The 19,901-nt window shown below is 69.4% G+C and carries 17 protein-coding genes and 1 pseudogene; 14 read left to right on the top strand and 4 right to left on the bottom strand.

Features of this window, described 5'->3' with window-relative positions; all coding sequences use genetic code 11:
- Positions 1–30: 30 nt before the first annotated feature.
- Positions 31–1,149, bottom strand: coding sequence for an alanine racemase (alr, locus tag B0F77_RS21820; protein WP_245848524.1), 1,119 nt, complete (start codon positions 1,147–1,149; stop codon positions 31–33).
- On the bottom strand, positions 1,134–1,751 hold the full coding sequence (locus tag B0F77_RS21815) for a M15 family metallopeptidase (protein WP_086664813.1): 618 nt from the start codon (positions 1,749–1,751) through the stop codon (positions 1,134–1,136). The genes alr and B0F77_RS21815 overlap by 16 nt, the downstream gene beginning before the upstream one ends.
- 145 nt (positions 1,752–1,896) lie before the next feature.
- On the opposite strand from B0F77_RS21815, the gene B0F77_RS21810 reads away from it, so the two are divergent.
- The 4 genes from B0F77_RS21810 to B0F77_RS21795 all read left to right on the top strand — a co-directional run bounded on the left by B0F77_RS21810 (position 1,897) and on the right by B0F77_RS21795 (position 5,212).
- Positions 1,897–2,691 (top strand): MBL fold metallo-hydrolase, encoded by a 795-nt coding sequence (locus B0F77_RS21810; protein ID WP_086664812.1) that lies wholly within the window; start codon positions 1,897–1,899, stop codon positions 2,689–2,691.
- 36 nt (positions 2,692–2,727) lie between these two features.
- A complete protein-coding gene (locus B0F77_RS21805; protein ID WP_086664811.1) occupies positions 2,728–3,579 on the top strand; it encodes an NAD(+)/NADH kinase in 852 nt (283 codons plus the stop codon).
- Positions 3,576–4,049 (top strand): GNAT family N-acetyltransferase, encoded by a 474-nt coding sequence (locus B0F77_RS21800; protein ID WP_086664810.1) that lies wholly within the window; start codon positions 3,576–3,578, stop codon positions 4,047–4,049. Before B0F77_RS21805 ends, B0F77_RS21800 begins: the two co-directional genes overlap by 4 nt.
- Before the next feature lie 227 nt (positions 4,050–4,276).
- The gene (locus B0F77_RS21795; protein WP_086664809.1) at positions 4,277–5,212 is read left to right on the top strand and encodes an alpha/beta fold hydrolase; all 936 of its coding nucleotides are present in this window, start codon (positions 4,277–4,279) and stop codon (positions 5,210–5,212) included.
- Here B0F77_RS21795 and B0F77_RS21790 read toward each other — a convergent pair.
- Positions 5,193–6,575, bottom strand: coding sequence for an MFS transporter (locus tag B0F77_RS21790; protein ID WP_086664808.1), 1,383 nt, complete (start codon positions 6,573–6,575; stop codon positions 5,193–5,195). The genes B0F77_RS21795 and B0F77_RS21790 overlap by 20 nt on opposite strands.
- Before the next feature lie 80 nt (positions 6,576–6,655).
- On the opposite strand from B0F77_RS21790, the gene B0F77_RS21785 reads away from it, so the two are divergent.
- Genes B0F77_RS21785 through B0F77_RS21770 form a run of 4 tightly spaced genes read left to right on the top strand, consistent with a single transcriptional unit; the run spans position 6,656 to position 9,875 of the window.
- The gene (locus tag B0F77_RS21785; RefSeq protein WP_086664807.1) at positions 6,656–7,858 is read left to right on the top strand and encodes a cytochrome P450; all 1,203 of its coding nucleotides are present in this window, start codon (positions 6,656–6,658) and stop codon (positions 7,856–7,858) included.
- A 4-nt stretch (positions 7,859–7,862) separates the two neighbouring features.
- On the top strand, positions 7,863–8,522 hold the full coding sequence (locus B0F77_RS21780; RefSeq protein WP_086664806.1) for a TetR/AcrR family transcriptional regulator: 660 nt from the start codon (positions 7,863–7,865) through the stop codon (positions 8,520–8,522).
- A 13-nt stretch (positions 8,523–8,535) separates the two neighbouring features.
- The gene (locus B0F77_RS21775; protein WP_086664805.1) at positions 8,536–8,730 is read left to right on the top strand and encodes a ferredoxin; all 195 of its coding nucleotides are present in this window, start codon (positions 8,536–8,538) and stop codon (positions 8,728–8,730) included.
- 5 nt (positions 8,731–8,735) lie between these two features.
- On the top strand, positions 8,736–9,875 hold the full coding sequence (locus B0F77_RS21770; protein ID WP_086664821.1) for an NAD(P)/FAD-dependent oxidoreductase: 1,140 nt from the start codon (positions 8,736–8,738) through the stop codon (positions 9,873–9,875).
- Here B0F77_RS21770 and B0F77_RS21765 read toward each other — a convergent pair.
- Entirely contained in the window at positions 9,823–10,812 is a 990-nt protein-coding gene (locus B0F77_RS21765) for a helix-turn-helix domain-containing protein (protein WP_086664804.1), read from the bottom strand. The genes B0F77_RS21770 and B0F77_RS21765 overlap by 53 nt on opposite strands.
- 97 nt (positions 10,813–10,909) lie before the next feature.
- Between B0F77_RS21765 and B0F77_RS21760 the strand changes: the two genes are divergently transcribed.
- The 6 genes and pseudogenes from B0F77_RS21760 to B0F77_RS21735 form a co-directional block, all read left to right on the top strand.
- Entirely contained in the window at positions 10,910–11,860 is a 951-nt protein-coding gene (locus tag B0F77_RS21760; protein ID WP_086664803.1) for an alpha/beta hydrolase, read from the top strand.
- A 418-nt stretch (positions 11,861–12,278) separates the two neighbouring features.
- A complete protein-coding gene (gene chvE / locus B0F77_RS21755; protein ID WP_086664802.1) occupies positions 12,279–13,361 on the top strand; it encodes a multiple monosaccharide ABC transporter substrate-binding protein in 1,083 nt (360 codons plus the stop codon).
- Between the two features lie 26 nt (positions 13,362–13,387).
- Positions 13,388–14,893 carry a multiple monosaccharide ABC transporter ATP-binding protein gene (gene mmsA, locus B0F77_RS21750; RefSeq protein ID WP_086664820.1) on the top strand — a complete coding sequence of 502 codons (1,506 nt, stop codon included), beginning with the start codon at positions 13,388–13,390 and terminating at the stop codon, positions 14,891–14,893.
- Positions 14,890–16,104, top strand: a complete 1,215-nt coding sequence (mmsB, locus tag B0F77_RS21745; RefSeq protein ID WP_086664801.1) for a multiple monosaccharide ABC transporter permease — start codon at positions 14,890–14,892, stop codon at positions 16,102–16,104. Before mmsA ends, mmsB begins: the two co-directional genes overlap by 4 nt.
- A 33-nt stretch (positions 16,105–16,137) precedes the next feature.
- On the top strand, positions 16,138–19,233 hold the full coding sequence (locus B0F77_RS21740; protein ID WP_086664800.1) for a family 43 glycosylhydrolase: 3,096 nt from the start codon (positions 16,138–16,140) through the stop codon (positions 19,231–19,233).
- Between the two features lie 163 nt (positions 19,234–19,396).
- A pseudogene (locus tag B0F77_RS21735) lies at positions 19,397–19,901 on the top strand (hypothetical protein); the annotation flags it as partial.

The following is a 19,901-nucleotide window of genomic DNA, read 5'->3' as shown; positions in this document are numbered from 1 at the left end:
CACCATTTTTGGTCAACACTGAAGCCACAGTCACCGCACACACCTCTGCACCCGCGTGCCGATCCCCGTGACGATCTCGTGCGGGATCGTCCCCGCCCACCGAGCCCAGTCCCCCACCGTCGGCTCGCCGTCGTCCCCCGGCCCGAACACCACGGCCTCATCGCCCGGCACCACCGTGCTTTCGCCGGAGCCGTCCCCCACGTCCACCACGACCTGGTCCATCGAGATCACCCCGACGACCGGCCGGCGACGACCTCCGACGAACACCTCTGCCCGCCCGGAAGCAGCGCGCGGCACCCCATCCGCATAGCCGACCGGCAGCAGCGCCAACGTGGTCGCGCGCTCAGTCACGTACGCGTGTCCGTAGCCGACCCCCACGCCGGCCTCCACCCTCCGCACCTGCACCACCGGCGCCGTGAACCGCAACGCGGACCGCAGCCGGGTGGTCCCGGACGGGTCGATCCCCACCAGACCCGCGCCGATCCGGACCACGTCCAGATGGCTGCCGGGGTCCGTCAACGCCGCACTCGTCGCCGCCAGGTGCCGCACCGACGGCCGCAACCCCGCCTGCCGCGCCATCTCCACCCCGCGCAGCAACGCCTTCCGTCCGACCTCATTCACCCCAGGCGTGTCGGCACACGGCAGATGTCCCATCACCCCGACGACCGAGACCTTCCCGGCCAGTTCCGCCCGGCGCGCCGCCGACATCAACGCCAGCCACTCGTGCGGCGCGGCACCGTCACGCGCCATCCCGGTGTCCAGCTGCAGGTGCACCCGGACCGGCCCGGCCTCGATCGCCGCGAGATGCCGCAGACTCGGCACGCTGAGGTCGATCCCGTGTCGCAGCGCGACCGAAACGTCGACGTCCACCGGGTTCAGCCAGCTCAGCACTGGAACGTCCACACCGGACTCGCGCACCGCCACCGCCTCGGCCAGCGACGTGACCCCGATCCAGGTGGCACCCGCGGCCACCGCGGTGCGGGCGACGTCGCCGAGCCCGTGCCCGAACCCGTCGGCTTTCACCACCGCCATCACCGAACCACGGGCCAGCGAGATGAACCGCCGGGTGTTGGCGGCCACCGCGGCGAGGTCGACCGAGAGCGCGGGCGCCGCCGAGACCTGGCGGATGCTCGTCACGAGCGCGCCCACGCAGGCACCTCCACTGGTCCGTACAGCGCGTGGTCCGCCCCGCTCAGCAGCGCCCAGTAGCGGTCGCCGTAGGACCAGTGCCACCACTCGGTCGGATAGTTGACCAGGCCGGCGCTGGTCAGCGCGTCGGCCAGCACCGTCCGGTTGTGTCGCGCCTCCTCGTCCACCTGAGCGCCGAAGAAGCACCGGCCGTCGCTCTCCTCCGGAGTGGCGTCGACCTCCGTGCCCATCCACAGCTCGGCGCCGGACGTGGTGACCAGCGTCAGGTCGACAGCGGCACCCGCGACGTGCGGCGCGACGGCCAGCGGCGCGACGAACCGGCTCGACAACCGGTCCAGCTCGACCACGTCAGCCGAAGGATGGAGCTCGCGCAGCTCGGCGGTGTACCGCTCGATGATCGCGCTCTGGTCGGCGATGCTGCGGTGCCCCTCGATCACCCGCAGGTCCACACCGGACGGAAGCACCGCGCGGGCCACGTCGAGACGCCGCGCGAGGCCTTCCCGCACCAGCACGCCGGTCGCGAAGTCCAGTGGCACCAACGGATCGCCGTTGTCGAGCACGCGAACGGCGCGCACAACCGGATCAGCTAGCAGGATGGTCATGCGGCCAACCTAGAAACCGCGCGGGCCGGCGAACTCCTCCTCAAGGTCGGCCTGGCGCGCCGAACGGCCGGTTCGAAAGAGCCTGCATCAGCCGTTCGGCCGAGGACTTGACTTGAACCGCGCTTCAAGTCGCACTCTCGTCCCCATGAAGATCCACCACCTGAACTGCGGTTCCGTCCGCCAGATCGAGCCCACCTACGAAGGCCTGCCGAGCGCACCGGCGGTGAACCACTGCCTGCTCGTCGAAACGGACAGCGGGCTGGTCCTGGTCGAGACAGGACTCGGCCTCGACGACGTCCGCCACCCCGCGGACACCCTGGACCCCGCCTGGATCGAGATGGCCCAGCCGGTGCTGGACGAGAACGAGACCGCGATCCGGCAGATCGAACGGAAAGGCTTCGACCCCGGCGACGTCCGGCACGTCCTCGTCACCCACCTCGACGTCGACCACTGCGGCGGCCTGCCGGACTTCCCCCAGGCCGCGGTCCACGTCCTGGCCGCCGAACTGCGAGCAGCCGTGGCCGAGGCGCCGAGCCGCCGTTACCGACCGGCACATTGGGCGCACGGTCCACAGTGGCGGACCTACGAGTCCACTGGCGACGACTGGTTCGGCTTCACCGCCGTCCAACCGGCCGGGCTCCCCGAGGAGATCAAGCTGATCCCAATGGGCGGCCACACCGCGGGCCACGCCGGCGTTGCGGTGCACGACGGCTCACGGTGGTTGCTGCACTGCGGCGACGCCTACTACTACCACCGTGAACTGGACGAAAACCCCGAACCACACCCGTTGCTCGACATCGTGCAGACGACGTCCGAGGTCGACCACGACAAGAGGATCAACACACAGTCCAAGCTGAGGGCCCTCGCGCGCGACCACGCCACGGACGTGACGCTCTTCAGCGCACACGACCCGTGGGAATTCGGCAGACTGGCAACGTGACCCGACAGAAGCCATTCGTTCTGGGGACCTGCTGACGTGCACGCCGCCGGTCTGGTGCTGCACCCCCAACGAGACTCCGCCGCCGCGGTCGAGGCCGTGCTCGGCTGGGCGACTCACCGCGGTGTCGAGATCCTCGGCATCAAGGACGAGATCCAGCGACTCCGCTGCGAGGCCACCCCGGTCTCGGCGGAGGAGTTGGGCCGCCGCGCCGACCTCGTCGTGAGCCTCGGCGGCGACGGCACGATGCTGCGCGCCATGCGCCTGGCCGACGGCGAGAAGGCCCCGGTCCTCGGCGTCAACCTGGGCAAACTCGGCTTCCTGGCCGAGGTCGACGTCCCGGACCTGCCGGCCGCGCTGAGCGCGATCGACGCCCACGCCTTCACCGTCGAACCCCGCCTCGCCGTCGACGCGATCTTCAACGATCAGAAGGTCACCGCGTTCAACGACATCGCCGTCGTCCGCGTCCCCGGCGACGGCAGCGCGCGGGTGGCCGTGCGCGTGGCCGGTCAGCCGTTCGTCAGCTACGCCGCGGACGCCGTCATCGTCGCGACCCCGACCGGTTCCACGGCGTACAGCTTCAGCGCGGGCGGCCCGATCACCAGCCCGTCCGTCGAAGCTCTTCTCGTCACCCCGGCCGCCCCGCACTCCGCCTACAGCCGCGGCGTAGTGCTGTCGGTCAACGACGACGTCGAGCTCGACCTGCTGCCGTCCAGCGGCCGCCTCGCCGTCGAGGTGGACGGCCAGGTCGCGGGCTACGTCGAACCGGGCGACCGGGTGTCGCTGCGCGGCCGGGCCGCGGCCGCCCGAGTGGTGCGGCTCGGCATGACGACGTTCTACCAACGCGCCCGGCGCAAGCTGAACCTCACCGACTCGGCGGAGCTCTCATGATCCTGCGCGAGTTCACCGCCGAGGACGCGGCCTGGTACGCCGAGGCCACCAGGGATCCCGAAGTCCAGCGCTTCACCGCCGATCCGCCCACGATCACCGCGGAGCAGGTCGCGCGGGCGATCGAGGAACGGGCCAAGGACCCGGCGGTCGCGTCGTTCTGCATCGAGGACGACGGCGAGCGCTGCGGCAACATGGCGGTCGACGTCGACGACGGCGTCGGACATGTCTCCTACCTGGTGACCGCCAATGCCCGCGGCAGAGGCCTGGCGACGAAAGCGCTCACCGAGTTCGTGGCCTGGATCTTCGCCAACCACGAGGTCGGCGAACTGCGGCTGTGGGCCCATCGCGACAACACCGGTTCCCGCAAGGTGGCCGAACGCGCCGGATTCGTCCGCGACCAGGACCGCGACCAGGACCGGGAGATCAAGGGCTCGGTCTGGCCAACTGTCGCTTACCGCCTGACTCCCTGACCATCTCGACCTAGTGCCGTAACCGGCAGCCTTTGCCCCATATTTCGGTGTCCAGACGGGTGGATCGCGGTGCCGGCCCCGCGTCCTCATCCTGGTTGGCTGCGGGTGCGGGGCCGGTGCCGCGAGGCGCCCTGCTGGGCGCCGGAAGACGCGGCGAAGGTTGCCGGTTACGGCACTAGGCTGCACCCCTTGCTCGGCGCGCGCCGGGCGTCAGATGGGGGTCTGAGATGGCAGAGTTGAACAGACGCGGCGTGTTCGCGTTAGGTGCCGGCGTCGCGCTGGGAGCGGGCACCGGAGTCGCGGCCGCGGACAACCGCGAGGCGAGCCTGCCCGGTTTTCAGCACAACTACGCGCAGGTCAACGGCGTGCGCCTGCACTACGTCACCGGCGGGCGCGGTGAGCCGCTCGTGCTGCTGCCGGGCTGGCCGCAGACGTGGTGGGAGTACCACAAGATCATGCCCGCGCTCGCCACGAGGTTCCGGGTGATCGTGGTCGACCTGCGGGGCATGGGCGGGTCGGAGAAGCCCCAGGGCGGCTACGACAAGAAGATGATGGCGACCGACATCCACGAGCTGGTCCGCAAGCTCGGCTACGAGAAGGTCGGCATCGCCGGGCACGACATCGGCAGCCAGGTCGCGTTCAGCTTCGCGGCCAACTTCCCCGCCGCCACGCGCAAAGTGGCGTTGATGGACGTGCTGCACCCCGACGAGGGCTACTACCAGATCCCGCTGCTGCCGCCGCCCGGCCAGTTCAGCCTGTGGTGGTTCGCGTTCAACCAGGTCCAGACGCTGCCGGAGCAGTTGCTCGCCGGGCGGTTCCGGTTCCTGCTCGACTGGCTGTTCGCGAACACCGCGTTCAACCCGGACGCGATCGACGAGCGGTCCAGGCAGATCTACGCGCGGGCCTACAACTCGCCGGACGCGATCCGGGCGGGCAACGGCTGGTACAAGGCGTTCCACCAGGACATCGCCGACGGCAAGACGTACGCGAAGCTGACGCCACCGGTGCTGGGACTCGCGTCCGCCCTGTCGTACGACCAGATGGTCGCGGCGCTGCCGAACGTCGCTACCACCTCGAAGGTCGTGGCGATCAACGCCGGGCACTGGCTCTCCGAGGAGCAGCCCGACGCCGTCGCCCGTGAGCTCACGGAGTTCTTCGGCTGACCCGTGGGATGAACGCCGCGACCACGCACCCCACGAGCGCGGTCGCGGCGCCCAGGCCCATGATCAGCTTGAAGCTGACCGGGATCGCCACCTGCGTGAGGACGACGCCCGCCACCGCGCTGGAGACCGACGTGCCGATCGCGCGCATCAGCGTGTTGAGGCTGTTGGCGGCGGCCGTTTCCGACGTCGGCACGGCGCCCATGATCAGGGCGGGCATCGCGCCGTAACCCAGGCCGATGCCGGCGCCGATCACGGCCGAGACGATCACGAGGTGCCACACCGCGGTCATCAGGACAACGCCCATGCCGTAACCCGCGGCGACCACGATGGTGCCCAGCATCAACGTCGCGCGCGGGCCGCGGGCCTTCGTGATCCGGGCGGACACCGGTGCCATCGCCATCATGACCAGACCGGACGGCACCAGCACGAGACCGGTGACGAGCAACGACTGCCCGAGGCCGTGGCCGGTGGACGCCGGCAGCTGCAGGACCTGCGGCAGCACCAACGACTGCGCGAACATCGCGAACGCGAACACCGCCGAGGCGATGTTGGTCAGCAGCACCTGACGACGTGCCGTGGTGCGCAGGTCGACCAACGGCTGCGGCGAGCGCAGCTCCCACCAGCCCCACGCGGCCAGCACCACGGCCGCCGTGACGAACAGGCCCGTCGTGGCACCGGCGCTCCAGGCCGACGCCTTGGACACGCCGAGCAGCAGGCAGATCAGCGCGACCGAAAGCCCGAGCGCGCCGGGGAAGTCGAACCGGCCACCGCTGCGCACCGGCGACTCCGGCACCACGACCAGGACCGCGACCAGCACGATCACCCCGGCGGCCGCGGACGTCCAGAACAGCATGTGCCAGTCGGTCTGCTCGACCAGGAACGCCGCCGAGGGCAGGCCGAGCGCACCGCCGACACCCAGCGAGGCGCTCATCAGCGCGGTCGCCCCGGCCAGCCGTTCCAGGGGCAGCTCGTCACGCATGATGCTGATGCCGAGCGGGATCACCCCGACCGCGAGGCCCTGCACCACGCGTCCGGCGATCATCGGCAGCAGCGAGTGGCTGAGCGCCGCGATCACCGAGCCCACCACCAGCATGAACAAGCTGACCAGCAGCATCCGGCGCTTGCCGTACATGTCGCCGAGCCGGCCGACGACGGGGGTCGCGACCGCGCTGGCGAGCAGCGTCGAGGTGACCACCCAGGCCGTGTCAGCCGGCGACGAGCCCAGGAGCTGCGGAAATCTCGGCAACAACGGGATGACCAGCGTCTGCATCAGCGAGACGACGATGCCGCCCATCGCCAGCACGGCCACCACCACGTTCGGCCGGGTCACCGGTCGCGTTTCTTCGAGGAGCACGTCACCCATCCTAAGTCAGTCGCTTGACTTAAACCATCGGGGTGGGCATGTTGGAAAAGAGACGCCTCCCACCACGAAGGAACTCCCCGATGACCGAAGTAGACGATCTGCCGCGTTTCCCGTTCCCGGTCGACGCCGCCCTCGAACCGCCCGCCGAGTGGGCTGAGCTGCGGTCGAAATGCCCGGTGGCACACGTGAAACTGGCCAGTGGAGACGAAGCCGCACTGCTCACCCGGCACGAGGACGTGCGGCAGATCCTGTCCGACCCGCGCTTCACGAGGCCCACTCCCGGCGACGACTCCGCCCGCATCGCGGACTCCGAGGACGGCGGCATCTTCAACAGCGACATGGCGAGCGTGATCCCGCAGCACGGCGAGGCGCACCTGACCTGGCGGCGCGGCATCGGCAAGTGGTTCACCGCCAAGCGGATGAACGCGCTGCGGCCGGGCATCGGCGCGATGGCAGAGCAGCTGATCGACGACATGGTCGCCAAGGGCGCGCCCGCGGACCTCAAGGCGAGCCTCGGTTTCCCGCTGCCGGTGTGGGTGATCTGCGACATGCTCGGCGTGCCAGACGCCGACCGCGACCGGTTCTCGCACTGGTCCGACGTGATGCTCAGCATGACCCGCTTCAGCGCCGCCGAGATGAAGGCCGCCGAGCAGGAGTTCACGCGGTACATGGCGGAGCACGTGGCTCTGAAGCGCGCGGCGCCGGGCGAGGACGTCCTCAGCGCGTTGATCACGGATCCGGAACCGATGTCCGACGCGACGCTGATCGCCACTGGCATCGGACTGCTGATCGCCGGGCACGAGACGACCGCGAACATGATCACGAAGATGGTGGCGATGCTGCTGTCCGACCGCAGCCGCTGGGAGTCGCTGCTCGCCGACCCGTCGCTGGTGCGCACCGCCGTCGAGGAGTCGCTGCGGATGGACGCCAACGCGGGCGTCGGCATGTCCCGCTACCTCACCGAGGACGTCGAGATCGGCGGCACCGTCCTGCCGCGCGGCACGACCGCGATGTGCAGCATGGCCGCGGCGAACCGGGACGAGGACGCGTTCGCCCGTGCGTCCGAAATGGACCTGAGCCGCAGCCCCAACCAGCACCTGGCGTTCGGCGCCGGCGCGCACGCGTGCCTCGGCCAGCCGCTGGCCCGCACCGAGCTGCAGGTGGTGCTCGAGGTGCTGCTGCGCAAGCTCCCGTCGCTGGACCTGGCGGTCGCGGTGGAAGATCTACGTCGAGTCGAGGGGCTCGTCGTCGGCGGGCTCGTGGAACTACCGGTGCGATGGTGATCTGATGGACAAGGTCGACGACAACCCGTCACGGGCGGAGCGGGTGCACGCCACCCGTGAGCTGATCCTGGCGGCGGCGGAACGCCTGTTCGCCGAGCACGGGGTGTTGGCTGTCTCGAACCGGCAGGTCAGCGAGGCCGCCGGGCAGGGCAACAACACGGCCGTCGGCTATCACTTCGGCACCAAGGCCGACCTCGTCCGGGCGATCGCGCGCAAGCACCTGGCGCAGATCGAGGAGATCCGCCAGGACATGGTCGCCAGCGCCGGTCCCGGCGCGGACCTGCGCTGGTGGCTCTCCTGCCTGGTGCGACCGGTCACCGAGCACCTGGCGACGGTCGGCAGCCCCACCTGGTTCGCGCGGTTCGGCGCCCAGGTCATGACCGACCCGACGCTGCGGCCGATCATCGTCGAGGAGACGCAGTCGTCGCCGTCGCTCGTGCGGGTCCTGGCAGGCCTGAACGCCTCTACACCGGACATACCGGACGACGTGCGGGCCGAGCGTCACGACATGGCGCGCCAGCTGCTCGTGCACATGATCGGCGAACGCGAGCGCGCCCTCGCCGACCACACCCCGACCCCGCGTGCCACCTGGCACGACGCCGCGACCGGCCTCGTCGACGCCCTCGTCGGGCTGTGGCTCGCGCCGGTCACCAACGACTCGTAGAAGGAACCACCTCGTGAAGATCACCGTGGACCAGGACAAGTGCTGCGGAGCCGGTACCTGCGTGCTGCTCGCGCCCGACGTGTTCGACCAGCGCGACGAGGACGGCATCGTGGTGCTGCTCGACGAGGCCCCGCCGGCCGAACTGCACTCGCTCGTGCACGAGGCCGCCAGCGTCTGCCCGGCCGCCGCCATCTCGGTGACGTCGTGACGCTGATCGTCGGCGCCTCGGCCGCCGGGCTCGCCACCGCCGAGGCGTTGCGCCGCAAGGGGTACGCCGGCCCGCTGACGATCCTCGGGGCCGAGCCGCACCTGCCCTACGACCGGCCGCCGCTGTCCAAACAGGTCCTGTCCGGCACCTGGGAACCCGCCAGGGCGCAGTTGCGTTCGGCGGAAGCTCTCGCCGCGCTGGACGCCACGTTCGTGCTCGGCGATCCCGCGGTGCACCTCGACGTCGCCGAACGAGCCGTGCACACCGCCTCTGGCCGGGTGCTCAAGGCCGACGACATCGTGCTGGCCACCGGGCTGCGACCGCGCACGTTGCCCGGCCAGCCCACGCTGCGGACGCTCGACGACGCGCTGGCGTTGCGCTCGAAGCTGCTCGAGTGTTCGCGGGCCGTGGTCGTCGGAGACGGCGTGCTCGGCGCCGAGATCGCCGCGACCGCGCGTCAGATGGGTGTCGCGGTCACCCTGGCCGGTCCGCAACAGGCCCCGATGGCGCTCCAGCTCGGACCGGTGGTCGCCGGACTGCTCGCCGAACTGCACACCTCCCAGGGCGTCGAGCTGCGCCTCGGGGCGGCGGTCACCGCGGTCGAGGACCAGGGCGTGCTGCTGGAGACCGGTGAGGTGCTGCCCGCCGATCTCGTCGTCGTGGCGTTCGGCTCCGCTCCCGCGACCGACTGGTTGCAGGACAGCGGGCTCGTGCTCGGCAACGGCATCGTGTGCGACTCCCGCTGCCGTGCCGCCGACGGCATCTGGGCCGTCGGCGACGTCGCCCGCTGGCACCACGAGACGCTCGGCAGACTGGTGCGGCTGGAGAACCGGACGAACGCCGCCGAGCAGGCCATCGCCGTCGCGGGCAACATCCTCGGCGCCGATCAGCCGTACACGCCCGTGCCGTACTTCTGGACCGACCAGTTCGACGCGAAGATCCACGTCCACGGGTTCGTGGGACCGGGAATGTCCGTTGTGGAGGGAAGTCTGACCGAACGCCGGTTCGTGGCGCGGTATCACAGCGGCGGCGAGCTCGTCGGCGTGCTGGGCTGGAACATGCCGAAGCAGGCCCGGCAGCACCGGCAGGAGATCACTCCGAGTTGTCGCGCAACCGTCGCAACATCAACGCCAGGTGCAGCCTGAACCGTCCGGACGCCGAGTCGAGCTCGAACCCGAGCATCGACTCGGCCCGGGCCAGCCGGGCCGTCATCGTGCTGTGGTGCCGGTGTACCGCGGCGGCGGCCTTGCGCACCGATCCGGTGCCGCACAACGCGTCCAGCGCCGTGATCAGACCTGGTTCGGCGGCCAGCCGGTCGAGCGCCAGGACGTCGGGCACCGCGGCGAGGTCCGCGGGGCTCAGCCGCTCGGCGATGTGCGCGAGACTGCCCAGCTTCTCCCACCACACCACCGGCTCACCGTCCGATGTGTACTTGAGCGCGACCCGCGCGGCCTGCCAGGACCTGGCCGCGTCGATCGCCGGCAGCAACGGCCCCACGCCGAGGCGTCCGTCCACCTCCGGAACGTCGGTGGCGAGCACCGCCCGCACGTTCCCCAGCAGCACCGACCGCCCGGTGACGTCGCCGCCGGCCGCGAGCACCCGCAACGGCGCCGTGGCGACGATGCCGAGCAGGTGCAGCGCCCGTGATCGTTCCGCCGTGCCGACGCCTTCGGACAGCACCAGCTCGATCAGCGCGGGATCGCCCAGTTCCGGCAACGGCACGCTGGAGTGCTCCAGCAACACCGCGGCGGCGATCGCGAACCGCTCCAGCAACATGTCGTCCAACGGCGCGGGCGCACCCTCGCGCGCGACCCAGACCTCGACCCCGCCCTCGAGCCCCCGGACCACCGCCTTCTTCGGCACCGGCCCCGCCGTGACCGCGCCACCGGCATCGGCCCGCAGCGTCAGCCCCTGACCCGGCGCGTGCAGACCGGCCGGGCAGCCGGCCAGTTCCGCCGTGCTGCGCACCAGCGCGTCGAGGCCCGCGCGCTCGGTGATGAGGCGATCGAAGAACCCGATCACCCGCACCGCGCTCTCGGCGTCGGCGTCCAACCCGGACAACCTCAGCAGCAGGCCTCTCATCCCGTCACCATAACCCCGACAGGTGGCTGGTCCGGCGTCCGAACCTCCCGCCACCTGTCGGCTGCCCGCACCGCCGAACCGAGCCGAGGATGCATGCATGAGCTACGCCATCGACGCCGAACTCCTCCCCTGGCTCGACATGCTGCCCCAGGTCGGCCTGACCGACTACGACGCGCTGCTCGCCGCCCGCGCCCAGCAGTCCCAACTCGCGAACCTCGCGCCGCGTCACGAACCCGCGAACCCCGTCGACGTCCGCGACACCACGGTCCCCGGCCCGGACGGCGCCCCGGACGTGCCGGTGCGCGTCTACAGCCCGGCGAACCGGCAGGAACCGGTGCCCGGCCTGGTCTACATCCACGGCGGCGGGTTCGTCCTCGGCGACCTCGAGATGTTCGAGTCGCACGTGCTGCAGCTGGTGGACCAGCTGGGCATCGTCGTCGTGTCGGTCGACTACCGGCTGGCACCCGAACACCCGTTCCCGGCACCTGTCGAGGACTGCTACGCCGCACTGCAGTGGGTCGCGAAGAACGCCGGCGAGCTGGGCGTCGACCCGGCGCGACTCGGCATCGGCGGCGAGAGCGCGGGCGGCGGCCTCACCGCCGGAACCGTGCTGATGGCCCGGGACCGCGGCGGCCCCGAGCTCTGCTTCCAGTACCTCGGCATCCCCGAGCTCGACGACCGCCTCGACACCGAGTCGATGCGCGACTACGTCGACACCCCGCTGTGGAACCGCCCGAACGCGATCTACAGCTGGACCGCCTACCTGGGCACCGAACCGGGTGGCGAGGACGTCTCGCCGTACGCCGCACCCGCCCGCGCGACCGACCTGTCCGGCCTGCCGCCCGCGTTCGTGTCCACCTGCCAGTACGACCCGCTGCGTGACGAGGGCATCGAGTACGCCCGCCGCCTCGCCCACGCCGGTGTACCGACCGAGTTGCGCCAGTACCCCGCCACGTTCCACGGCTCGTCGCTGGTCGAGGGCGCGGCCATCTCGCGCCGGATGTTCGCCGACGAGGTCGAGGCGATCCGCCGCGGTCTGCGCGTCTGACCGGTTCGACGGCTCTCGACATCGCGATCGAAGCGTTTCGACACCCCTCTGTCCACCATCTGCGTCCACAGTGGACAGAGGGCGGCCGCAAATGACCTCCATCGACGTCGAGGCTGACCCGCGAGCGTCATCGGCCATGCCCACGACCGCCGCGCCCACCACGCCGGGCGTCCCGTTCGAGGTCCCGGTGCATTCGATCTCCCACATCTCCGCGACCTGCTCAGGCTGGCCACCCAAGGGCAGCACGGCCTGCATTCACCGCGCGCGGACCCAGTACAGTGCCGGAGCGGCCGAACCCCACGCCTCTCGAGCATGCCGCAGGTAGTCGCGCGACCACGCTGTGAGCGCTAACATCAATTTGGTTTCAGAGTTAACAAGCCCTTGACGAGCCCGATGTTAGCGATAACACTCGCCCGCTATGAGGTTCCCGCACATCGCCGCCGCCGCGCTGGTTCTCACGCTCTCGGCCTGCGGTTCGGCAGAGAAGTCGATTGATCAGCAAAGCGGTTCGAGCGAGGGCGCGCTGGTGGGCGTCACCATGCCGACCCGGTCGTCGGAACGATGGATCCACGACGGCGACAACATCAAGAAGGCCTTGGAGGAGAAGGGATACAAGGTCGATCTGCAGTACGCCGAGAACGACATCCCCACCCAGGCGAACCAGATCGAGAACCAGATCACCAAGGGTGCCAAGCTCCTGATCGTCGCCTCGATCGACGGCACCGCGATCACGTCGCAGCTCCAGCAGGCGGCGGACGCCAAGATCCCGGTGGTCGCGTACGACCGGCTGATCCGCAAGAGCCCGAACGTCGACTACTACGCGACGTTCGACAACTTCAAGGTCGGCGTGGAGCAGGCGAACTCGCTCCTCAAGGGCCTGAAGACGCGGGGCGAGGGTCCGTTCAACGTCGAGCTGTTCGCGGGCTCGCCGGACGACAACAACGCCACGTTCTTCTTCAACGGCGCCATGTCCGTGCTTCAGCCGCTCATCGACCAGGGCAAGCTGACCGTGAAGTCCGGCCAGAAGGACTTCAAGACCGTCGCGATCCTGCGCTGGGACCCGGCCACCGCGCAGAAGCGGATGGAGGACATCCTCACCTCGACCTACGGCGGTGCCAAGGTCGACGGCGTGCTCTCCCCGTACGACGGCATCTCGATCGGCATCCTGTCCGCGCTCAAGAGCGGCGGCTACGGTGCCGCCGGCCAGCCGTACCCGATCGTGACGGGTCAGGACGCCGAGGTCGCGTCGGTGAAGTCGATCATCGCCGGTGAGCAGTACTCGACCATCCACAAGGACACCCGTCAGCTCGCCGACGTCACGGTGAAGATGGCCGACGCGGTGCTCAAGGGCGGCAAGCCCGAGGTGAACAACACCAAGGACTACGACAACGGCGTCAAGGTCGTGCCGTCGTTCCTGCTGCAGCCCGTCCCGGTCGACAAGGACAACTACAAGAAAGAGCTGATCGACTCCGGCTACTACACCGCCGACCAGCTCAGGTAGATCAAGTGTCCGACGAAATCCTGGCGATGCGTGGCATCACCAAGAGGTTCGCGGGTGTCACCGCGCTGCACGAGGTCTCCTTGACCGTGCGGCGCGGTGAGATCCACGCGATCTGCGGAGAAAACGGCGCCGGCAAGTCCACGCTGATGAAGGTGCTGTCCGGGGTGCATCCCCACGGCACGTACGACGGTGAGATCGTCTTCGACGGCGAGCCCTGCGCGTTCCACGGCGTGCGCGACAGCGAGCGCCGCGGCATCGTGATCATCCACCAGGAACTCGCGCTGTGCGGCCAGCTCTCGGTCGCCGAGAATCTGTTCCTGGGCAACGAGAGGTCGCGTCGCGGTTTCATCGACTGGAACCGCACCAACCACGAGGCGCAGGCCCTGCTCGACCGGGTGGGCCTGCGGGAGAACCCCACGACGCCGGTCAACGACCTCGGCGTCGGCAAGCAGCAGCTGGTCGAGATCGCCAAGGCACTGTCCAAAGAGGTCAGTCTGCTGATCCTGGACGAGCCGACGGCGGCGTTGAACGACGACGACTCGCAGCACCTGCTGGACCTGCTCGACGGCCTGCGCGACGAGGGCATCACCTCGGTGATCATCTCGCACAAGCTCAACGAGGTCACCAAGATCGCCGACACCGTCACGGTGCTGCGCGACGGCAAGACCATCGAGACGCTCCCGGCGGCGGGCCTCAGCGAGGACCGGATCATCGCGGGCATGGTCGGCCGCGACCTGGAGCACCGGTTCCCGCCGCGCACCCCCGACATTGGTGACGAGGTGCTGCGGATCGAGGACTGGACCGTGCACAGCCCGGCCCAGCCGGACCGCGTCGTCGTCGACAACGCCACGTTGTCCGTGCGGCGCGGGGAGATCGTCGGTCTCGCCGGGCTGATGGGCGCCGGCCGCACCGAGCTCGCGATGAGCGTGTTCGGCCGGTCGTACGGTGTCGGGATCTCCGGCCGGGTCGTGAAGGACGGCGTGGAGATCGACACCAGGTCCGTCCAGGCCGCCATCCGGCACGGGCTCGCGTACGTCAGCGAGGACCGCAAGCGGTACGGCCTCAACCTGATCGAGGGCGTGCAGCGCAACGTCTCGGCCGCCGCGCTGGGCAAGCTCTCGAACCGCGGCTGGGTGAACGAGAACGAGGAGTACTCGGTCGCGGAACGGTTCCGCCGCTCGATGGGCATCCGGACGCCGGCGGTGTCGACCCAGGTCGGCACGCTGTCCGGCGGCAACCAGCAGAAGGTCGTGCTGGCCAAGTGGATGTTCACCGACCCGGACGTGCTGATCCTCGACGAGCCCACCCGTGGCATCGACGTCGGCGCGAAGTACGAGATCTACTCGATCATCAACGAGCTCGCCGCGCAGGGCAAGGCCGTGCTGGTGATCTCGTCCGAACTACCCGAACTGCTCGGCCTGTGCGACCGGGTCTACGCGCTCTCCGAAGGCCGGATCACCGGTGAGCTCGACCGCGCGGAGGCCACGCAGGAACGCCTGATGCAGTACATGACCCGAGGACAGAACTCATGACCACGAAGACCGCGCCTCCCACGGTCGCCGCACCGTCGGCGCCGTCCAGCCGCATGTCGATCAACCTGCGGCAGTCGGGGATCTACGTCGCGTTCGCGCTGATCGTGGTGCTGTTCGCGTTCCTGACCGACGGTGCGTTGCTGCAGCCGCAGAACATCTCGAACATCATCGTGCAGAACTCGTACGTGCTGATCCTCGCGATCGGCATGATCCTGGTGATCATCGGCGGGCACATCGACCTCTCGGTCGGCTCGACGGTGGCGCTGACGGGTGCGATCTGCGCGGTGCTGACCGTCCAATGGGGACTCCCGTGGCCGGTCGCGGTGCTGCTGACCCTGGTGGCGGGCGCGATCATCGGTGCGGCGCAGGGCTACTGGATCGCCTACTTCGGCATTCCCGCGTTCATCGTGACGCTGGCCGGCATGCTGGTGTTCCGCGCGCTGACGCTGACCACGCTGGGCAACCAGGGCATCGGGCCGTTCCCGGACGCGATCCGGTCGCTGTCCAACGGCTTCACCGGCGGCTACCTCGGCAACATCGGCCTCGGCCCGCTCGGCGGTGCCGACCTGGTCAGCCTGCTCGCGGGCCTCGTCTTCATCGCCGGGTTCGCGTTGTCGCAGTGGCGCAAGCGCGCGGCCAGGCTCGGCTACGGCCAGACCGTCGACCCGATGCCGTTGTTCGTGCTCAAGATCCTGGGCGTCGGCGTCGTCGTGATGGCGGTCGTCGTGCAGCTGGCCAGGTTCCGCAACCTGCCGTGGGTGCTGGTGCTGCTCGCGGCGCTGGCGCTCGGCTACTCGCTGATGGCCAACAACTCCGTGTTCGGACGGCACATCTACTCGATCGGCGGCAACCTGCAGGCCGCCACGCTGTCCGGCGTGAAGGTCAAGGCCGTCACGTTCTGGGTGTTCGTCAACATGGGCGTGCTGGCCGCGCTGGCGGGCGTCATCTTCGCGGGCCGGCTCAACCAGGCCGGTCCGACCGCGGGCACGGCGTTCGAGCTGGACGCGATCGCGGCGGCGTTCATCGGCGGCGCGGCCGTCCAGGGCGGCGTCGGCAAGGTCGTCGGCGCGATCACCGGCGGCCTGATCATGGGCGTGATCAACAACGGCATGTCGCTGATCGGCGCGCCCAGTGAGCGCGTGATGCTCGTGAAGGGACTGGTCCTGCTCGTGGCGGTCGCCTACGACGTGTGGACCAAGAGAAGGGCCTGACCCCCTTTTTAAAAACCGGAAGGCACAACAACGATGTTGTTCTCCCTGCGTCGCTTCGGCGTCGTTGTGGCGGTGGCGGCCGCCTTGATTCCCGTCCCCGCCAACGCGGCCGAGTCGGTCGTGAAGACCGCCGCCGAGGCGCTGTCCGTGCCGAACATCGATGACGTGCGCGGACATCTCTCCCTGCCATCGACCGGGCTCGACGACACCACGGTCACGTGGACGTCGTCGAACCGGTCGGTGATCACCCCGACCGGCGAGGTCACCCGCCCGGCCACCGGGGCGAAGCCCGCGAAGGTCGTGCTGACCGCCAAGGTGAGCCGCGGGTACCAGAGCACCACCCGCCGGCTCACCGCCACGGTCGCGCCCCTGCCGGCCAAGGAACCGTTGGCCGGCTACGGCTTCTTCTACTTCACCGGTGAAGGAAGCCCGAACGGCGAGCAGATCTACGCGGCCGCCAGCAACGGCAACAACCCGATCAGCTTCACCGAGCTCAACAACGGCCAGCCGATCCTCAAGTCGAGCCTCGGTGAGCTCGGCGTGCGCGACCCGTTCATCCTCCGCTCCCCCGAGGGTGACAAGTTCTTCCTGCTGGCCACGGACCTGAAGATCAACGGCGGCAACGGCTGGGACGCGGCGCAGCGCCACGGCAGCCGGTCGATCATGGTGTGGGAGTCGACCGACCTCGCGCACTGGTCGCGTCAGCGCAGCGTCCAGGTGTCGCCGCCGACCGCGGGCAACACGTGGGCGCCGGAAGCCTTCTGGGACGCCAAGCGCGGCACTTACGTCGTCTACTGGGCGTCGAAGCTCTTCGCGGAGAACGACCCGAACCACACCGGCGACACCTACAACCGGATGATGTACGCGACCACGCGCGACTTCGTCACGTTCAGCCCGGCGAAGGTGTGGATCGACCCCGGTTACTCCGTGATCGACTCGACGATCATCGAGGACAAGGGCACCTACTACCGGTACACCAAGGACGAGCGGAACAACACGTCGACGACGCCGTGCAGCAAGTTCATCACCGCGGAGAAGTCGACCGACCTGCTCAACCCGAAGTACGACTTCGTGGCGGAGTGCATCGGCAAGGCCACCTCGACGAGCCCCGGGCTCTCCGCGGGTGAGGGGCCGACGGGCTTCAAGTCCAACACCGAGAACAAGTGGTACCTGTTCATCGACGAGTTCGGCGGCCGCGGTTACGTGCCGTTCGAGACCACCGACCTCGCGTCCGGCAAGTGGACCATGTCGACCGGTGCCAAGCTGCCCGCCTCCCCGCGCCACGGCACGGTGCTGCCGGTGACGCAGGCGGAGCTGAACCGGCTGACCGCTCCCCCGGCTCCGGTCAAGGCGGACGCGAAGGGGCTCGTCGCGCACTGGCCGCTCAACGCCACGTCCGGGACGGTCGCCGCGGACGCCACCGGGCACGGCTACGACGGCGTGCTGGCCGGCAACGCGTCGTGGTCCGGCGGCGCGCTGACGCTGGCCGGCGGGCACGTCCAGCTGCCGAACAACATGCTCACCGGCGCCTCGGCGGTCACCGTGTCCGCCGACGTCCTGGTGGATCCCGCGCAGCAGACGCCGTACTTCCTCTACGGGTTCGGCAACACCGCCGGCAACGGGACGGGCAACGGCTATCTGTTCAGCACCGGTGACACCTACCGCGGCGCGATCGCGAGCGGGAACTGGTCGACCGAGCAGGGCGTCAACTCGAACCGCGCGCTGCCGCGCGGTGTCTGGAAGAACGTGACGCTGACCGTCGGCAACGGGGTGGAGGTGCTCTATCTCGACGGCGTCGAGGTGGCGCGCAACACGAACGTCACCATCAAGCCGTCCGACATCGGTGGCGGCGTGACGGCGGCGAACTACCTGGGCCGCTCGGTCTACTCCGGGGACAAGAACCTCGTCGGCAGGATGAAGGACGTCCGGCTCTACAACCGCGCGCTGTCAGGCGCGGAGGTCGCCGGGCTGCCGTCGAACAGCACGATCATCGGTTCCGTCGAGCTGGCGTCGCTGAAGGCGCCCGCGGTGATCGACTCCGCGGCCGGCACGGTGGTGCTGCCGGTGAAGCCCGGCACGGATCTGCGCAGGCTCACCCCGAAGTTCGGCCTCGCGCCCGGTTCGAAGATCACCCCGAGTGGGACGGTCGACCTGCGCAAGCCGAAGAAGTTCACGGTCACCAACGCGTCCGGCGACCGTCGTGAGTGGACGGTCGAGGCGCACGAGATGCGCAGCCCGGTGCTGCCGGGCTTCAACGCCGACCCGAACATCATCGCGTTCGGCGACACCTACTACATCTACGCGACCACCGACGGGTTCGACGGCTGGAGCGGCACCAAGTTCTCCGCCTGGTCGTCGAAGAACCTCGTCGACTGGAAGAACGAGGGCGTCATCCTCGACCTGGGCCCGGACGTCAGCTGGGCGGACAGCCGGGCCTGGGCACCGACGATCGCCGAGCGCAACGGGAAGTACTACTTCTACTTCTGCGCCGAGGCCAAGATCGGTGTCGCGGTGTCGGACTCGCCGACCGGCCCGTTCGTCGACTCCGGTCAGCCGCTGATCGCGAAGAACCCCACCGGTGGCGGCCAGGCGATCGACCCGGCGGTGTTCATCGACAAGTCCGGTCAGGCGTACCTGTACTGGGGCAACGGTGAGGCCTACGTCGTGCCGCTGAACGCCGACATGGTGTCGTACGACCCGGCCAAGATCACCCGGATCAACGGCCTCGACGGGTTCCGCGAGGGTCTGTTCATGGTGGAGCGCAAGGGCACCTACTACCTGAGCTGGTCCATCGACGACACCCGCAGCGAGGACTACCGCGTCGGTTACGCGACGGCGTCGAGCCCGCTCGGCCCGTTCACCAACAAGGGCCTGATCCTGCAGAAGGACCCGAAGCTCGGCGTCCTCGGCACCGGGCACAGCTCGATGCTGCAGGTGCCGGGGACGGACGACTGGTACCTGGTGTACCACCGCTTCGGCATTCCTGGCGGGGACGGCACGCACCGCGAGACCACGATCGACCGGCTGAAGTTCAACCGCGACGGCACCATAGCGCCGGTCGTGCCGACGTTGGAGAGCGTGGCACCGCAGAAGATCAGGCCGCAGCACTGCCGGGCCTACTACAACTGATCGACCACGCCATTCGACGCCGTTCGATTCGAACGGCGTCGAATGGCACGTTTCATTGTCACAACTGACTTTCGTCACAGGGAAAGCGCTTCCCGCGCTCGTCCGGGTGGACATACGCTGCGCGTCCAGCCGCCACTGGGCGAAGTTCAGCACCGGGGGATCCTTGAGACCGCTGCATCACCGGCCGATCCTGTACACGCCGTTCGCCGTTCTCGTAGTGGCCGCATGTGCCACGAGCGCCGCGGAAACGTCGCCACCGGCCACTCCACCGACGACGCCGTCGTCCTCGCCTCAGGTCGTCACCGTCATGCCGCCGGCCCCGGAACTCGTCGAGGAGGTCGTCGACAGCCGGACCGTGCTGCTGTCCAACGGCCTGCGGGCGCGCGTGCTGGGCCTCGCGGCACCGGCGGAGTGCTGGTCGGCGGGAGCGCTCAAGTTCGCCCAGGACACCCTGCTCGGCAAGCCCGTCCGCTACAGCCGCGCCTCGGAGTCGGCCATCTCCCTGCGGCTGGCCGACAACAGCGACTACGCCACCCTCGCGGTGAGCAAGGGCGCCTCGCGCGCGCAACAGGACGACCCCGTCCTGACCGAACCCGAGCAGGCAGCGTCGAAAGCAGGCCTGGGCCTCTGGGGCCCGCCGTGCAAGGGCCAGGACACCACCCCCGCCC

The organism is Lentzea kentuckyensis (genome assembly GCF_002150765.1).
In the GTDB taxonomy this organism is placed as follows: domain Bacteria; phylum Actinomycetota; class Actinomycetes; order Mycobacteriales; family Pseudonocardiaceae; genus Lentzea; species Lentzea kentuckyensis.
Note: the sequence above shows the minus strand (reverse complement) of the source record. Positions and strands in the feature narration are given on the sequence as shown.

Excerpts from the sequence above, each read along its gene's own strand:
- mmsA (WP_086664820.1), top strand. The coding sequence starts at position 13,388 with ATGCGTGGCATCACCAAGAGGTTCGCGGGTGTCACCGCGCTGCACGAG.
- B0F77_RS21740 (WP_086664800.1), top strand. The coding sequence starts at position 16,138 with ATGTTGTTCTCCCTGCGTCGCTTCGGCGTCGTTGTGGCGGTGGCGGCC.
- B0F77_RS21810 (WP_086664812.1), top strand. The coding sequence starts at position 1,897 with ATGAAGATCCACCACCTGAACTGCGGTTCCGTCCGCCAGATCGAGCCC.
- B0F77_RS21785 (WP_086664807.1), top strand. The coding sequence starts at position 6,656 with ATGACCGAAGTAGACGATCTGCCGCGTTTCCCGTTCCCGGTCGACGCC.
- mmsB (WP_086664801.1), top strand. The coding sequence starts at position 14,890 with ATGACCACGAAGACCGCGCCTCCCACGGTCGCCGCACCGTCGGCGCCG.
- chvE (WP_086664802.1), top strand. The coding sequence starts at position 12,279 with ATGAGGTTCCCGCACATCGCCGCCGCCGCGCTGGTTCTCACGCTCTCG.
- B0F77_RS21800 (WP_086664810.1), top strand. The coding sequence starts at position 3,576 with ATGATCCTGCGCGAGTTCACCGCCGAGGACGCGGCCTGGTACGCCGAG.
- B0F77_RS21795 (WP_086664809.1), top strand. The coding sequence starts at position 4,277 with ATGGCAGAGTTGAACAGACGCGGCGTGTTCGCGTTAGGTGCCGGCGTC.
- B0F77_RS21765 (WP_086664804.1), bottom strand. The coding sequence starts at position 10,812 with ATGAGAGGCCTGCTGCTGAGGTTGTCCGGGTTGGACGCCGACGCCGAG.
- B0F77_RS21790 (WP_086664808.1), bottom strand. The coding sequence starts at position 6,575 with ATGGGTGACGTGCTCCTCGAAGAAACGCGACCGGTGACCCGGCCGAAC.
- B0F77_RS21760 (WP_086664803.1), top strand. The coding sequence starts at position 10,910 with ATGAGCTACGCCATCGACGCCGAACTCCTCCCCTGGCTCGACATGCTG.
- B0F77_RS21815 (WP_086664813.1), bottom strand. The coding sequence starts at position 1,751 with ATGACCATCCTGCTAGCTGATCCGGTTGTGCGCGCCGTTCGCGTGCTC.
- B0F77_RS21780 (WP_086664806.1), top strand. The coding sequence starts at position 7,863 with ATGGACAAGGTCGACGACAACCCGTCACGGGCGGAGCGGGTGCACGCC.